Genomic DNA, 14,774 nt, shown 5'->3' with positions numbered 1-14,774 from the left:
CACCCACCCCCTGTTCATAAATCTCAGATACAAAAAAGCCCCGTGGATAAACGAGGCTGTTTTGTTTTGCATTCGATGGTGGTGGGGGGTGGATTCGAACCACCGAAGCTCGCGCGTCAGATTTACAGTCTGATCCCTTTGGCCACTCGGGAACCCCACCACAGGGAGCGCGTATACTATTGATTTGTTGCGTCACTGTAAAGCGTAATGACAGATCTTTTTTCACAGTGTGGGAGGTCTTTTTGACAATTATCAAAACTTATTGCGATTTCATTTTTAATTAAAATTTTTCTTATTTTTGAGTAATATTGTGAAGCGCTGATGGCACGGGCGTCTGGCCCATTTTTAACGTTTGACTACACTCATAAAAGGCAAATTTCAAGTATTGTAATTAAGTTGTTTATAACTATATTTAGTGCCTAATGTTCGGGTGCGCACAACATGTAGTGTGCCAGATGAAGGCTCAGCACCTGTTTCTGGCAGGCCAGAGTGAACATCAGGGAATCCGGGGCGCGTCAGGTGAGGTGGCTCCGCTCCCGCCGTTGAAAAGGTTCGGTTAAGAAACCTTCGTAAATCTGATTTATTTCAACTTGGGAAAGCGAAATGCAGGACATATTGGTAACGAAACGGGATGGTCGTCAGGAAAAACTGGACCTTGAAAAAATTCACCGAGTCGTTATCTGGGCTGCGCATGGCCTTCAGAATGTCTCAGTCTCACAGGTAGAGCTGAAAGCCCATATTCAGTTTTACGATGGTATAAAAACCGCCGATATTCATGAAACCCTGATCAAGTCTGCTGCCGATCTTATCTCTGAAGATGCTCCGGATTATCAGTATCTGGCTGCCCGTCTGGCGATCTTCCACCTGCGGAAGCGGGCTTTCGATAGCTTTGAACCGCCACACCTTCTGACCCATGTGGCAAAGATGGTCGATGCTGGTCGTTATGATAAGCACCTGATAGAAGATTACTCGGAAGAGGAGTTTAATCAGCTGAATGAATATCTCGACCATAGCCGGGACATGAACTTCAGCTATGTTGCCGTCAAGCAGCTTGAGGGTAAGTATCTGGTACAGAACCGGGTAACCCATGAGATCTATGAGAGCCCGCAGATCCTTTATATGCTGGTGGCGGCCTGTCTGTTTGCTAACTACCCGAAAGAGACCCGCCTCGAGTACGTCAAGCGTTTTTATGATGCCTGTTCAATGTTTAAACTGTCGCTGCCAACGCCGATTATGGCGGGTGTCCGTACCCCGACCCGACAGTTCAGTTCCTGTGTTCTGATCGAATCAGGTGATTCGCTTGACTCTATCAATGCAACAGCCAGCGCGATTGTAAAATATGTCAGCCAGCGCGCGGGTATTGGTATCAACGCCGGACGTATCCGAGCACTGGGCAGTCCTATCCGGGGTGGTGAAGCGTTCCATACCGGTTGTATTCCGTTCTATAAGTATTTCCAGACCGCCGTAAAATCCTGTTCTCAGGGTGGTGTTCGTGGTGGTGCTGCAACACTGTTCTATCCTTTGTGGCATCTGGAAGTGGAATCTCTGCTGGTATTAAAGAATAACCGCGGGGTAGAAGAGAACCGCGTACGCCATCTGGATTATGGGGTACAGCTGAATAAGCTGATGTACACCCGTCTGATTAAGGGAGGCGATATCACCCTGTTCAGTCCCCATGAGGTGCCGGGCTTGTACGATGCCTTCTTTGCCGATCAGGATGAGTTTGAACGCCTCTATGTTCAGTATGAGCAGGATCCCTCCATCCGTAAGAAAACCATCAAAGCGGTCGAACTGTTTGGTATTCTGGCGTCTGAGCGGGCCTCTACCGGACGTATCTATATTCAGAACGTCGATCACTGCAATACTCATAGTCCGTTTGATGCGAAGGTGGCACCGGTTAAGCAGTCTAACCTCTGCCTGGAGATTGCGCTGCCAACCAAACCGCTCAATGATGTTAACGATCCTGAAGGTGAGATCGCCCTTTGTACTCTGTCGGCGTTCAATCTGGGGGCACTGGAAAATCTGGATGAGCTGGAGAATCTGGCAGATCTGATTGTACGGGCGCTGGATAGTTTGCTGGATTATCAGGATTACCCGATTGAAGCAGCGCGTACCGCTTCAATGAATCGGCGTACGCTGGGTGTGGGTGTCACCAACTTTGCCTACTATCTGGCGAAAAATGGCGTCCGTTACTCTGATGGCTCCGCTAACGGCCTGGTACACAAAACCTTTGAAGCGATTCAGTATTACCTGCTTAAAGCGTCCAATCAGCTGGCGAAAGAGCAGGGCCCCTGTAAGTTGTTTAGTGAAACCAATTACGCCAAAGGGATTCTGCCAACCGATACCTACAAGCGTGAAGTGGATGAGTTCTGTGATGAGCCGCTGCACTATTTCTGGGAAACACTGCGTGAAGATATCCGCGAGTTTGGTTTGCGTAACAGCACACTGACAGCGCTGATGCCATGTGAAACCTCCTCTCAGATCACTAACTCAACCAATGGTATTGAGCCTCCACGGGGCTATGTCAGCGTCAAAGCGAGCAAAGATGGCGTTATGAAGCAGGTGGTACCGGAGTATGCTGAGCTGAAAGATGATTACGAGCTGCTCTGGCAGATCCCTACCAATGAGGGGTATCTGCAATTGGTGGGCATTATGCAGAAGTTTGTCGATCAGTCTATCTCAGCTAACACTAACTATGACCCCACAAAATTCCCGGGTGATAAGGTGCCGATGAAACAGCTCCTTAAAGACCTGCTGACCGCATACAAGTATGGCGTTAAAACCCTCTATTATCATAACACCCGCGATGGAGCCACCGACCAGCATGAAGATATGAGTGGTTGTGAGAGTGGTGCCTGTAAGCTCTGAGCGCTTGCAGCACTGACTGTATAATGGATTTCAGGCCGTTGGCACAATGCCATCGGCTACCCGTTTTGACCTCCCTGTAAGCAGGGTAAGAGTATTAATGCAATATGCTATATTCAACGTTTGATCCGACTTTCAACGATGCCACCAAAGAGCCGATGTTTTTCGGCCACAACGTCAACGTTGCCCGTTATGATAAGCAAAAATACCCCATTCTTGAGAAGCTGATTGAAAAGCAGTTGTCATTCTTCTGGCGTCCGGAAGAGGTGGATCTGTCGACCGACCGTAAAGACTTTATGGCGATGCCAGAGCATGAGAAGCATATCTTTCTCAGCAACCTTAAGTATCAGACACTGCTGGATTCGGTGCAGGGGCGTTCACCCAATATCGCATTTCTGCCGATTGTTTCGCTACCCGAGCTGGAAACCTGGCTGGAAACCTGGTCTTTCAGTGAGACGATTCACAGCCGCTCTTACACCCATATTATCCGTAATATACTGACTGAACCCTCCGAAGTGTTTGACGCGATCGTCACCAATGAGGAGATCGTCAAGCGGGCTCGAAGCGTCACCCGTCTGTACGATGAGCTGATTGAGTTAACCAACATCTACATGATTCAGGGGCCTGGTGAGCATACCATTGGCGGGGAAACATACGATGTCAGTATGCATAACCTGAAAACCAAGCTCTATCTGACTCTGGTATCGGTCAATGTGTTGGAGGCGATCCGTTTCTATGTCAGCTTTGCCTGTTCATTCGCCTTTGCCGAACGGGCAATCATGGAGGGCAATGCCAAGATTATTAAGCTGATCGCCCGGGATGAGGCGCTGCACCTTACTGGTACACAGTTTATGCTCAATATGCTGGCTTCTGGAGCTGATGATCCGGATTTCAAGCAGATTGCCAGAGAATGCCAACCTCAGGTTTATGAAATTTTCCGTGAAGCAGCCGAGCAGGAAAAAGAGTGGGCCAGTTATCTGTTCAAAGATGGTTCGATGATCGGTCTGAATGCGCGCATCCTGTCAGATTACGTCGAATATATTACTAATGTGCGGATGAAAGCGCTTAACCTGGAAGAGATCTTTCCTGCCAAACAGAACCCGCTACCATGGATGAATGCATGGCTGGTCAGCGATAACGTTCAGGTTGCACCGCAGGAAGCAGAGATCAGCTCGTATCTGGTAGGAGCAATTGATAATGAAATGGGTGAAGACGACTTCGACGGTTTCGACCTCTAAGGAACGGGTCATGTCTGGTATACCAAGAATTAAGGTCAACAACTACAGTACCTTCTATTATCAGTATGAGTATTCACTGCTGGATGCCTTGGAGGCACAGGATATTCCTGCGCCCTATAACTGTCGGGGTGGCTACTGCGGTTGCTGCCGGGTGCGCTTGATTGATGGGGATGTGGAAGAGGTTCAGGATGCTCTCTATGATACCGTTGGCGATGAGATTCTGGCCTGTTGTACCAAGCCGGTATCCCATGTCGAGATCGAGATTCCAGACGAGTAAGGCTCTGGAGCCGATCCACTAAGCTCGCTGGTCTGAGTTATTTTTCCACCCTGCCGGGCGCTGCCCGGTAAGTCATTGTCAAGCTTTTTCAAAAAGTTCTTAACAGCTTAAAAAACAGTCATCTGTACTGTGGATTGTGCGTTGCACAAGTTTGATAATAAAACAGTTGTTTTTCTATAACTTATTGAAAATAAAAAGAGTTATTCCTGTTTGGTGTTTTTATAAGCAATTAGCTGAAGGCCCCATACTATCGCTTTTACAGCCACTTACTAAAAAGTAACCCACCGAGTTATCCACAGAAACTGTGTATTACAATACGCAGACTGAATTGTATGCCATAGACCTGCGTTAGCGGGGATTAAACTCTCTTCTGAACTCAACGCCAAACTCAGATAGAATAGGCATTCCTAATGACCGGACAGGGCTTCAGGCTCAGCATTGATGAACAGAAAGAAGAAGATAAACAGTATATTGAAAAAGCGTGCAAAAAAAGCCAACGCAAAACTTCATGTAGCGACAAAGCCCCGTTATATCTCTAAGGATGAACGTGCCAGAATAGCCTTGCAGGAGGCAGAACAATGACCGCAGGGCAGAAGAATAATCCGTTGCATGGTATCACCCTGCAGCAGATTGTGACTGACCTGGAAGCTGAATATGGTTGGCAGGAGCTGGGACAGCGAATTAATATCCGCTGTTTCCAGAGTGATCCCAGTATTAAATCCAGCCTGAAGTTTTTACGTAAAACCCCCTGGGCGAGAGAGAAAGTGGAGCAGCTGTGGATACAGTTGCAAACCCGCAAGACGATCTGGACGCGACCCGAATAAGAATACTTGTGCCAAGCTGTTCTTATTGGAACTCTACGATAATCTATTCTGATCCATCGACTCTATTCTGTTTGGATGCGGTTTAGCGATAACTTCGATGGAACCGTTCTACACCGGCTTTAACCAGACGCCTGAATTACCCTGCCATCTGATGAATGTTCATGGCGATGTTTGTTATGCATTGATCACTGTTTTTAACCCCTGCTGATTACCTGAGATATTTACCGCGTAAACGCAATTTATACGATAGATACCTGTGGTGTTGCCTCTATTTCAGTGTCAGCAAAATGATACAAAAAAATGTGTTAGTAACTACTTTCAATACAGGTCGCTAAGTGACAGCTTTAATCAGATTGCAATATTTAATTCACAGCAAGCTGAACAAATGCTGCGGGCCATTTGAAAAATACTTAAAAGTATTGATAAATACCTATTGAATTACATAAGTTATTGAAATTAATAGGGTAATATTTTTGTGTCGTTTATGTGAACGATTTGTTTCGGGGCCAATAACCACGGGTGTTTTAGCCAACTACCCCAATAATACTCACAGTTTTATCCACAGAATCTGTGTACAACTCAGACGGTTGATAACCGTGTTTCAGTCTGTCAGATACGCTTTGAGTGACGCCGAAAAATGACAGTTATATGAAATGAAACAGGTTAGTTGACTTGCGATGACGCCGGTCAATTTCTACACTCCTAAAACCTATTAAAGTTCACACGTTACCGATGAACCTGGCTTGTCTGCAATAGATGTCGGAGGGGCTATGCAAGTGACCAATGAAGATACACCTGGAGCTGTTCGCTGGATCAATGAGCAGTTTGATTGCAATGGCCGGTTTCCGGCACGTTGTGCTCTGCATGAAACCACCAACTACGGTATAACACTTCAGCATGTGAAGGCCTACAAGGAGTGGAGTAAAACACCCTCTACCTGCGATGCTGTTAACGGCTGGGTGCATGACTGGCTCAGTGCTGATGAAATCGCTCAGTTGCGGGGATGCTGTGGAAAGTCAGGCTCAGGGGGTATCCTCCGATCAGGGAGAAGACAGCAAAACGGCTGAAAACAGATAAAGTCAGCCCCAACTGTTAGTCAAGCTTCTCTTTATATTCACACAGGTCTTCTATCAGGCAGGAGCCACAGCGTGGCTTCCGGGCAACACAGGTGTAACGGCCGTGGAGAATAAGCCAGTGATGGGCGTCGATCAGAAACTCTTTAGGGACAAAACGCATCAGCTTTTTTTCGACCTCAAGAACTGTTTTTCCCGGTGCTATTCTGGTGCGGTTGGAGACCCTGAAGATGTGGGTATCCACCGCCATTGCGGGCTGACCAAAGGCGGTGTTCAGCACAACGTTAGCAGTCTTTCGACCTACACCTGGCAGTGCTTCCAGGGCCTCGCGGTTGTCGGGTACCTGGGAGTTGTGTTGCTCCATCAGAATTTTACAGGCCTTGATAATATTCTCAGCTTTAGCGTTATACAGGCCGATAGTCTTTATATACGCCTTTAAGCCATCCACCCCCAGCGCGTAGATCGCTTCCGGAGTGTTGGCGACCGGGAACAGCTTACGGGTTGCTTTATTGACGCCGACATCGGTTGCCTGTGCAGAGAGTGTTACTGCAACCAAAAGCTCAAATGGATTGCTGTATTCCAACTCTGTGACCGGGTTGGGGTTGGCTTCCCGCAGGCGGGAGAAAATTTCGTGGCGTTTTGCAGCGTTCATAAATTCCGGCAGACTGGCTTCTGTTAAGAGGGGAGTATGTTAACGGGGAGCGGTCCCAGGGGCAACAGCATCGGGAGTTCTGTCAATGCTACTGTGTATGGAATCGGAGGTGTAATGGGATAGATAATTTCCCGATAGCGCTTTGGTGTTATAGCAATCAACTGCTAAACAGAGCTATAGTTCAGGGCAGTGTTACAGAATTATTTAATAGCCCATAGGCTTATATATGGCGTGTTCAAATGGTTAGTGATTTACCTTTGCCTGACGAGAAGAAGCTGTTGATTATCTACCGGGTAGAATCGGGCTGTCTGGGACCTGATGGTGCGCAGCTTGTCGATCGGTTCTGTGAATTTGCTCAGAAGAAATTTGCATCAGAGCATTCAGGGATTATTCGCTGGAATATCCTACCGAGAAACAGTAAAACACTTCCCGAAATAGAATATAATGTATTAGGTAAGAAGATAACGCACTCACAGGCTGAACGTTACCTGCTGTTCTTTGATAAAAACCTCGGAGGACTTGAGGGCTACCTGAGTGAGAGTATTGCTAAATATATTGAGGCCTTTATGAGTCGTTCCTGATCACTCAGTCGTTCAGCCTCTTATATCTTATCTCATATGTATAGCCGCATGACTAAATGGTATCGAGCAGATATACCAGCCACCCTTTTGGAATCATAATGAAAAAGACGTTTCACTTAACGCATCCCAAGCTCACCGTTCCAAGACGCGTCGATGCTATTAAGCACGAAGTTAAAAAATATTTAAAAAGAGAGCGCAATAAGGCGCTACCTGAGAATGCTGATTTTTGGGATTTCGATTGTCGCTTCGGCCTTGATGAAGCCAGTAGCGAACCGGTTCATCTGGCTGAGATCAATAAAAAAATCTCTGAAGTTGAAGCCAATCAGCAAGACTCATTTTATTTGGAGATTCTGGCAAAGCCCGGTTTTCGTAGTAAAAACCGGGAGTAAGCGTAATCTCCCGTTATAGAATTAAAAAAAGCGACACAGGGTCGCTTTTTTTTTGTCCTGCTGTTTAAGCAGGAATTATCTGCAATAAGTCAGATCCGGTGGATCAGGCCTTTGCTCAGGTATCCCTTATTACAGCAGAGGTCAGTACGGTATAGTAAATTAATGACTCCGGTGCTCACCCAGTAAACCTACAGATTCTCCTTTCTCTCTTTTGGCCGTTTTCTTCTCTTTCTGAGTCATGAGAGGCTTTTTCTTAGACTCTTTCTTACTGTTCTTATCTTTGCTCATTTTAGTGCTCCAGAAAATATTAAATACTCAGCAGGTAGGCTGTAGCTAACTGTTTTTAATCGAAGAAACAACAGCAAGATCAGTATGTAACCGGGGAGTACAGGGTATTGATGTTTTGGAACTTAGCCGAGGCTACACAGAGGAGATTAGGAATATGTGCAGGAAAGACAGACCATAATAGCACGGCCAGAGTGGAAGTGTTACCACTGTTAGAGTCCGGGTTTGTTTATATAGCCGGGCTTCGCTTTTGTATCAGTCAATGAGCGGATCAGTGCGCTATGTTGTGGTGCTGAGGGCCTCTCTGGCTCTTTTCTCTTTGAGATACGTATCGCTTTCCGGATACCTATGGCTATGGTGCGTATCAACGATCTTTCCTGGGAGCGAAGAAAAAACCAATTGTTTATGTAGCGCTTAATATTAGCCCATATTTTAAAGGGTCTAATCAGGGGAGTGCTTTTTATAAACAGGTCGTTACAGAACTGGAGATTACAGAGTTACCTGTGTTGTGGACAGGTTTAACCGCTGAACAACAACGTATGATTGATAGGGCTCTTAAACAGCAGATTGAAAAAACGATAAATGAAGTGATAGCGCAGCTCGGTATTTAACTTACTGGTTTAGGATATATAAAAAGCGACGATATCGTCGCTTTTTTGAGGCTGCTCTTAACCGCCATGAAGCTGTTTTATTGCAGCTTTAGAGGTTACGAAATGTTCCCCGTTACCCGGACACGGCGCGATTCGCCACTGGGTTCAACGGGAGTAGCAGGCTGTTTCCGGCGCTCTTCCAGGCGCTTGTCGATAATGTTTTTCAGAGCGATCAACAGCCCCATACCGACAAACGCTCCTGGTGGCAGGATGGCAAACAGGAAGCCAACATAGTCATCCAGAATCACCAGCTTCCAGCTTTCAGCCGCCGGGCCGAACAGCAGTTGCATATCACTGAACAGGGTGCCCAGTCCCAGTATTTCACGCATACCGCCGAGCACCACCAGTACCGAGGTAAAGCCAAGACCCATCATCGCCCCATCCAGCAGGGATGCACCGACCGGATTTTTAATGGCGAAAGCGTCAGCCCGGCCCATGATGGCGCAGTTGGTCACGATCAGCGGGATAAAGATGCCAAGGATGGTGTACAGCTCATAAGTGAAGGCCTGCATCAACAGTTCAATACAGGTAACGAATGAGGCGATAATCATAACAAATACCGGCAGGCGTACCGATTCCGGAATAAACTTACGGAACATTGAGATAGAGAGGTTGGAGCCCATCAGCACAATGGTGCTGGCCAGCCCCAGTCCTATCGCATTGACCACAGTGCCGGTGACTGCCAGAAGCGGACAGAGGCCAAGCAGTTGTACCAGAGCAGGGTTATTGTCCCAGAGCCCGTCGAGGGTTATTTTACGATAATCATTGGCCATATTATTCAGCTCCCGCCGCTGTGGCGTTCAGATCTGACCGGGTTTCCAGCAGTGCAGTTTTGTGTTCACGAAAATAGTGAATTGCCCGGGCAGTTGCGTTAACTACCGCACGGGGGGTGATGGTCGCTCCGGTAAACTGATCGAAGCGTCCGCCATCTTTTTTCACCGCCCAGGTCGGATCATCATCCCCTTCATAACGCTGGCCGTCAAAGCTGAGTAACCAGCGAGATTTTTTCAGTTCGACCTTATCGCCCAGCCCCGGGGTTTCCTTATGGGCAAGGACCCGGACACCGGCGACGGATTCATCCGCATTGATGCCAACAATCATATTGATGTTGCCGGTGTAACCATCGGGTGCTGTCACCGGGATGATCACGGTGACCACCTGCCCATTACGGCGTCCCCGGAATGCTTCAACGGGCTGATTGCTGGCGGTCAGGGCCGGGTCGCTGATCTCAACGGTATCTTCCAGCAGGTTATTATCAATGCTCTCTTTCGGAATGATCTGATAGAGGGCTTTTGCCCGTGCTTCCCGCTCATTGATCTCAATCTGAGATTTGGTCGACACCTGAGTCAGTGCGATGGCGCCAGAAGTGATGACGGCAAAGATGCTCAGTCCCAGAGCGCTGTTACGGATAGCAGTCAACATCTCCATTACTTCATCCCCCGGTTGGGTTTTGCATGGCCGTAGCTGCGGGGTTGAGTGTACTGATCGATAAAGGGGGCACAGAGATTCATCAGCAGGACCGCAAAGGCGACCGCATCCGGGTAGTTACCCCAGCTGCGGATAACAAATATCAGCAGACCGATGCCAGCACCAAACCAGAGTTTACCCCGGTTGCTGGTGGCGGAAGTGACCGGGTCGGTAGCGATAAAGAACGCTCCCAGCATGGTCGCTCCGGCAGTCAGGTGGAAGAAGGGATCAGGGAACTGATCCGGCATCAGCAGGAAAAACAGCGTGGAGATAATCGTCAGGCTTCCCAGCATCGCCACCGGGGTGTGCCAGGTAAAGATCTTTTTGTACAGCAGAAAGACACCCCCCATAAAATAGGCGGCACTGACCGCATGCCAGGCCCCGATGCCGTTGGCCAGCAGTGCATTTTCAACCCACATCTCTTCGGTGGTAAATCCACCCCGGTGACGCATAACATCCAGCGGTGTCGCCATGGTATGGGCATCAACTGCGGTGCCTGCACTGCCAAAAATAGCACTCAGGGTATCCCCCAGAGAGAGTACCGACCAACCCTCACCGGTCATGACAAATGGCGCAGCCCAACTGGTCATCTGTACCGGAAACGAAACTAACAGCAGGGCGTAGGCGACCATAGCGGGATTAAACGGGTTGTTGCCCATACCACCATACAGCTGCTTGGCAATGACAATTGCAACGATGATGCCCACCGTCATCACCCACCAGGGGGCAAACGGAGGCAGCGCCAGTCCCAGCAGTACCGCCGTAACAACGGCACTGTAGTCGGTCAGGTAGAAACTGACAGGTCGCTTACGCAGTCTGACAATCGCAGCCTCCATGGCCACGGCCAGCAAGGTCCCCCAGATTATCTGAATCAGGGAGCCCCAGCCAAAAAAGAAGGTCAGTGCAGCCAGCCCGGGGAGGGTTGCAATCAGCACCGTTAGCATCACGTTGCCGGTGCTGCCGGCGCGGTGAGCGTGGGGTGATGTGATTCGGATCAGTGCCATTCTATGTACTCAGGTCTGCCGCTTTATTGAATAGAAACGGGTTATTAGCGACGTTTCTGTCAAACGTCTGGTTAATAATGGTTCAATGTTATTCTGAAAAACGTTCCAGCGTCGAATTCAGTTTTTCTGCCTCAGCCCGGGCTGCCAGAAGCTCCTCTTCGAGCGTCTGCTTATGATCCTGCTCCGCTTTACTCAGTGCCCGCTCAGCCTTGGTGACTGCCGCCCGTGCCATGGCCGCATCGATCTTAAGTTGTTTCAGGTCGATACCCTGTTGTGCAGCCGCGGCGGCTTTTTCCGCTTCGGCTGCATCAAACAGCGCCTGCGCGGCATCATGGCGGGCTCTCAGTTCAGCTATTTCAGCGTCCAGAGCGGGGTCTTTCTCTCCCTCCGGCAGTTCAGCCTGCAGCTTCTCCGCCTTTTTCAGTTTGGTGCGCATAATCGACACCTGCTGTTTCAGCTCTTTGATACTGACGTGCGCTTCTGTCCCGGAGTCTGACGTTGCTTTTGCTGTTGAACCGGCGTTTATCTGTGCCAGCTCATCCTGCAGCGTTTTCAGCTTATCTTTCAGTTTTTCGACCCCTGCGGCCATCTTGTCGGCAGCCGGGCTGCCAGATTCAACCGCTGCTTTCCAGGCGTTCTCTGCTTTGTCGACTTTGGACTGCATTGCCATTATATCGGCTTCCAGTGCGGTACTGTCGACTGTCGTCGCCGGAGCTGCCGAAGCTGAGGCGCGGGCCGTTGCCAGTTCATCCTGCAGCGCTTTCAGCTTATCTTTCAGTTTCTCGACCCCTGCGGCCATCTTATCGGCAGCCGGGCTGCCAGATTCTACCGCTGCTTTCCAGGCATTCTCTGCTTTGTCGACTTTGCTCTGCAGCGCGGCGATATCCGCTTCCAGTTCAGTTGTATCAATACCGGGAGTTGTGACCGGGCTGTTACCGCTTTCCGCTTCACTATAGGCTTTTTCAGCGGCGATGCTTTTGGCCTGTAGTTCAGCGACCTGAGCTTTCAGCGTATCGATATCACCGTCCCCGGTTTCCTGTGCCGCCGCCAGTTGCTTCTCCGCTTTCTTCAGCTTGGTACGCGCGATGGCGGCATGACTCTTCAGCTGTTTAATGTCGGTCACTGGTGCGGTCGGGGTTTGCTGCAAAGCCGGAGCGTTCTGGGCATCAGCATAGGCTTTTTCTGCCTGCTCTGATTTAACCTGTAGCTGTTGCAGGGTGGCCTGCAGCGTCTCAATACCGTCGAGGCCTTTTTCCTGGGCGTTGGCCAGTGCTTTCTCCGCTTTTCTAAGCTTAGTGCGGGCGATAGCTGCATTGCTTTTCAGCTGTTTCAGGTCAGGAACGGATGCCGCAGCAGGGCGGTTGCCAGCGGATGATGAGGCGATGTTCAACGCGGCATCTTTTTTTGCTGCCTGCGCTGCAGCCGCTTCAATTGCACGCTGTTTACGGCGTTCTTCTTTCTCTATTTTTTCCCGTTCAAGGCGCTCTAAGCGGGCTTCAAAGCGGATCCTGGCATGGTCGGCTTTACGCTGTTCCTCATCCTCTTTGCGGATCTCCGCTTTAGCAAAGCGGTAATATTGTACCAGCGGAATATTGCTTGGGCAGACGTATGAGCAGGCGCCACATTCAATACAATCGAACAGGTTATGATGGCGGGCTTTATCAAACTCTTTGCCTTTAGCAAACCAGTGCAGTTGTTGCGGCAACAGCTCTGCCGGGCATACCTGCTCGCACATGCCACAGCGGATGCAGGCTTGAGCCGGGGGTTGCGGGGGCATCTCTTCGATGGTGCCTGCGATCAGGCAGTTGGTGGTTTTAATCACCGGAATCTGCTCATTGATCACAGTGATACCCATCATCGGGCCCCCGACAATCAGGCGATGCATCTGTTCGCGTCTCACTTCAGAGTGATCCAGCAGATCCGCGAAACGGGTGCCGATACGTACCTCATAGTTTTGCTTGTGGCCAGCCGCCTGGCCGGTCACAGTGACGATGCGCGAGATCAGGGGTTCGCCATGGATCACTGCCCGGTAGATTGCGGTAGTGGTGCCGATATTCTGACAGACAATACCGACATCTGCCGGAATTCTGCCGCTGGGGACTTCTACTCCGGTTAGCAGCTTGATCAGCTGTTTTTCACCACCCGAGGGGTATTTGGTAGGGGTGATAACGATATCCAGGTTGAGAGGACTGTTATCCAGGGCCGCATGCAGGGCACGGATGGCCTGCGGTTTGTTATCCTCAATACCGACCATAATATGCAGCGGTTTCAGCAGATGTGCGATGATCTCAATACCGCCCAGCACCTCCTCGGCCCGCTCCCGCATCAGCATATCGTCAGCGGTGATGTAGGGTTCACACTCAGCGGCGTTGATGATCAGGGTGTTAACAATATGATCGTCGCCCAGATGCAGTTTTACATCGGTAGGAAAGCCAGCGCCTCCCATACCGGCAACTCCCGCCCGACGGATATACTCGATCAGTTCCTGTTTTGGCAACTGGGTATAATCCTCCAGCCCCTGATGTTCAATCCATTCATCCCGACCATCGGATTCAATGATCAGGCAACCCGCTTCCATCCCCGACATATGCGGGACCGGATGGGGCTCTATCGCGACCACGGTACCGGAGATCGAGGCGTGAATATTAGCACTGATCCGTCCAACCGCTTCAGCAACCAACTGGCCTTTTAAGACCTTGTCACCAACACTGACAACCGGTTCCGCGGGCAGGCCGATATGCTGTTGCAACGGCAGTATCACCCGTGAAGGCAGTGGAGCTATTGAGATCGGGGCCCCGGTAGACTGCTTCTTATTTTCAGGGGGGTGGATACCGCCATGGAAACCATGCACTTTGACTGTGTTTTTCATCTGTCAGCCTCCAGTGCAATACCGGGGTTGCGGTCGGTGGCGATCAGTTCAACACCGGATTTGGGTACTGGCCACTGCCAGCTGTTCAGCGTGGTTTCGATGGGTAGCATATCAATACAATCAACAGGGCAGGGCTCGACACAGAGATCACAGCCGGTACATTCGGACACAATCACGGTGTGCATCTGTTTTGCCGCACCGAGAATCGCGTCAACCGGGCAGGCCTGAATACACTTGGTACAACCGATACACTCATCTTCGCGGATGTAGGCGACCTTTTTGATCTGTTCTTCGCCGTGTTCAGCGTCCAGTGGAATAGCCTCTACATCCAGCAGATCGGCCAGCGCTTCGATAGTGCCCTGACCACCGGGAGGGCATTTGTTAATGGCCTCATCATTATTGACGATCGCTTCAGCATAGGGGCGGCAACCCGGATGCCCGCACTGACCACACTGGGTCTGCGGCAGCAGAGAATCGACCTGGTCAACCAGAGGGTTGCCTTCGACTTTAAAGCGGATTGAGGAGTAGCCCAGCAGAATACCGAATACCAGGCCCAGTCCTAACAATACCAGCACGGCAATTAATACAGCGCTCACGGTA

General features: G+C 49.8%; 15 protein-coding genes and 1 tRNA gene. 8 read left to right on the top strand and 8 right to left on the bottom strand.

Going from position 1 to position 14,774, the window contains the following annotated elements:
• Positions 1–76: 76 nt before the first annotated feature.
• Positions 77–160 (bottom strand) — tRNA-Tyr (locus BMY09_RS17435).
• 443 nt (positions 161–603) lie between these two features.
• Here BMY09_RS17435 and nrdA point away from each other — a divergent pair.
• The 6 genes from nrdA (at position 604) to BMY09_RS17405 (ending at position 6,271) form a co-directional block, all read left to right on the top strand.
• Entirely contained in the window at positions 604–2,868 is a 2,265-nt protein-coding gene (gene nrdA / locus BMY09_RS17430; RefSeq protein ID WP_091360790.1) for a class 1a ribonucleoside-diphosphate reductase subunit alpha, read from the top strand.
• 104 nt (positions 2,869–2,972) lie between these two features.
• Positions 2,973–4,103, top strand: a complete 1,131-nt coding sequence (gene nrdB, locus BMY09_RS17425; RefSeq protein ID WP_091360788.1) for a class Ia ribonucleoside-diphosphate reductase subunit beta — start codon at positions 2,973–2,975, stop codon at positions 4,101–4,103.
• A 10-nt stretch (positions 4,104–4,113) separates the two neighbouring features.
• A complete protein-coding gene (locus tag BMY09_RS17420; protein WP_091360786.1) occupies positions 4,114–4,380 on the top strand; it encodes a 2Fe-2S iron-sulfur cluster-binding protein in 267 nt (88 codons plus the stop codon).
• A gap of 441 nt (positions 4,381–4,821) precedes the next feature.
• Positions 4,822–4,962: a DUF2986 domain-containing protein gene (locus tag BMY09_RS17415; RefSeq protein ID WP_091360784.1), complete on the top strand. Its 141-nt coding sequence runs from the start codon at positions 4,822–4,824 to the stop codon at positions 4,960–4,962.
• A complete protein-coding gene (locus tag BMY09_RS17410) occupies positions 4,959–5,204 on the top strand; it encodes a VF530 family protein (protein ID WP_091360782.1) in 246 nt (81 codons plus the stop codon). The genes BMY09_RS17415 and BMY09_RS17410 overlap by 4 nt, the downstream gene beginning before the upstream one ends.
• Positions 5,205–5,974: 770 nt before the next feature.
• On the top strand, positions 5,975–6,271 hold the full coding sequence (locus BMY09_RS17405; protein ID WP_091360781.1) for a hypothetical protein: 297 nt from the start codon (positions 5,975–5,977) through the stop codon (positions 6,269–6,271).
• 25 nt (positions 6,272–6,296) lie between these two features.
• On the opposite strand, the gene nth is transcribed toward BMY09_RS17405, so the two are convergent.
• Positions 6,297–6,929, bottom strand: coding sequence for an endonuclease III (gene nth, locus BMY09_RS17400; protein ID WP_091360779.1), 633 nt, complete (start codon positions 6,927–6,929; stop codon positions 6,297–6,299).
• Positions 6,930–7,168: 239 nt separating this feature from the next.
• On the opposite strand from nth, the gene BMY09_RS17395 reads away from it, so the two are divergent.
• On the top strand, positions 7,169–7,510 hold the full coding sequence (locus BMY09_RS17395; protein ID WP_091360777.1) for a hypothetical protein: 342 nt from the start codon (positions 7,169–7,171) through the stop codon (positions 7,508–7,510).
• 98 nt (positions 7,511–7,608) lie between these two features.
• Positions 7,609–7,899 carry a DUF6172 family protein gene (locus BMY09_RS17390; RefSeq protein WP_091360776.1) on the top strand — a complete coding sequence of 97 codons (291 nt, stop codon included), beginning with the start codon at positions 7,609–7,611 and terminating at the stop codon, positions 7,897–7,899.
• A 159-nt stretch (positions 7,900–8,058) separates the two neighbouring features.
• Here BMY09_RS17390 and BMY09_RS22460 read toward each other — a convergent pair whose 3' ends face one another.
• From BMY09_RS22460 to rsxB, 6 genes are all read right to left on the bottom strand, one after another.
• Complete coding sequence (locus BMY09_RS22460; RefSeq protein ID WP_261832991.1) at positions 8,059–8,187, bottom strand: hypothetical protein; 129 nt, start codon at positions 8,185–8,187, stop codon at positions 8,059–8,061.
• Positions 8,188–8,890: 703 nt separating this feature from the next.
• On the bottom strand, positions 8,891–9,607 hold the full coding sequence (locus tag BMY09_RS17385) for an electron transport complex subunit E (protein WP_091360774.1): 717 nt from the start codon (positions 9,605–9,607) through the stop codon (positions 8,891–8,893).
• A 1-nt stretch (position 9,608) separates the two neighbouring features.
• Entirely contained in the window at positions 9,609–10,262 is a 654-nt protein-coding gene (gene rsxG / locus BMY09_RS17380) for an electron transport complex subunit RsxG (protein WP_091360772.1), read from the bottom strand.
• Complete coding sequence (rsxD, locus tag BMY09_RS17375; RefSeq protein ID WP_091360770.1) at positions 10,262–11,305, bottom strand: electron transport complex subunit RsxD; 1,044 nt, start codon at positions 11,303–11,305, stop codon at positions 10,262–10,264. Before rsxD ends, rsxG begins: the two co-directional genes overlap by 1 nt.
• Positions 11,306–11,393: 88 nt before the next feature.
• Positions 11,394–14,174, bottom strand: coding sequence for an electron transport complex subunit RsxC (rsxC, locus tag BMY09_RS17370; RefSeq protein ID WP_091360769.1), 2,781 nt, complete (start codon positions 14,172–14,174; stop codon positions 11,394–11,396).
• The gene (gene rsxB, locus BMY09_RS17365) at positions 14,171–14,770 is read right to left on the bottom strand and encodes an electron transport complex subunit RsxB (protein WP_091360766.1); all 600 of its coding nucleotides are present in this window, start codon (positions 14,768–14,770) and stop codon (positions 14,171–14,173) included. The genes rsxC and rsxB overlap by 4 nt, the downstream gene beginning before the upstream one ends.
• Positions 14,771–14,774 lie beyond the last annotated feature (4 nt).

Origin of the sequence: Amphritea atlantica, assembly GCF_900111095.1 — a bacterium.
Lineage (GTDB): Bacteria > Pseudomonadota > Gammaproteobacteria > Pseudomonadales > Balneatricaceae > Amphritea > Amphritea atlantica.
Note: the sequence above shows the minus strand (reverse complement) of the source record. Positions and strands in the feature narration are given on the sequence as shown.

Coding starts and splice junctions, on each gene's coding strand:
- nrdA (WP_091360790.1), top strand. CDS start 604: ATGCAGGACATATTGGTAACGAAACGGGATGGTCGTCAGGAAAAACTG.
- nrdB (WP_091360788.1), top strand. CDS start 2,973: ATGCTATATTCAACGTTTGATCCGACTTTCAACGATGCCACCAAAGAG.
- BMY09_RS17420 (WP_091360786.1), top strand. CDS start 4,114: ATGTCTGGTATACCAAGAATTAAGGTCAACAACTACAGTACCTTCTAT.
- BMY09_RS17415 (WP_091360784.1), top strand. CDS start 4,822: ATGAACAGAAAGAAGAAGATAAACAGTATATTGAAAAAGCGTGCAAAA.
- BMY09_RS17410 (WP_091360782.1), top strand. CDS start 4,959: ATGACCGCAGGGCAGAAGAATAATCCGTTGCATGGTATCACCCTGCAG.
- BMY09_RS17405 (WP_091360781.1), top strand. CDS start 5,975: ATGCAAGTGACCAATGAAGATACACCTGGAGCTGTTCGCTGGATCAAT.
- nth (WP_091360779.1), bottom strand. CDS start 6,929: ATGAACGCTGCAAAACGCCACGAAATTTTCTCCCGCCTGCGGGAAGCC.
- BMY09_RS17395 (WP_091360777.1), top strand. CDS start 7,169: ATGGTTAGTGATTTACCTTTGCCTGACGAGAAGAAGCTGTTGATTATC.
- BMY09_RS17390 (WP_091360776.1), top strand. CDS start 7,609: ATGAAAAAGACGTTTCACTTAACGCATCCCAAGCTCACCGTTCCAAGA.
- BMY09_RS22460 (WP_261832991.1), bottom strand. CDS start 8,187: ATGAGCAAAGATAAGAACAGTAAGAAAGAGTCTAAGAAAAAGCCTCTC.
- BMY09_RS17385 (WP_091360774.1), bottom strand. CDS start 9,607: ATGGCCAATGATTATCGTAAAATAACCCTCGACGGGCTCTGGGACAAT.
- rsxG (WP_091360772.1), bottom strand. CDS start 10,262: ATGGAGATGTTGACTGCTATCCGTAACAGCGCTCTGGGACTGAGCATC.
- rsxD (WP_091360770.1), bottom strand. CDS start 11,305: ATGGCACTGATCCGAATCACATCACCCCACGCTCACCGCGCCGGCAGC.
- rsxC (WP_091360769.1), bottom strand. CDS start 14,174: ATGAAAAACACAGTCAAAGTGCATGGTTTCCATGGCGGTATCCACCCC.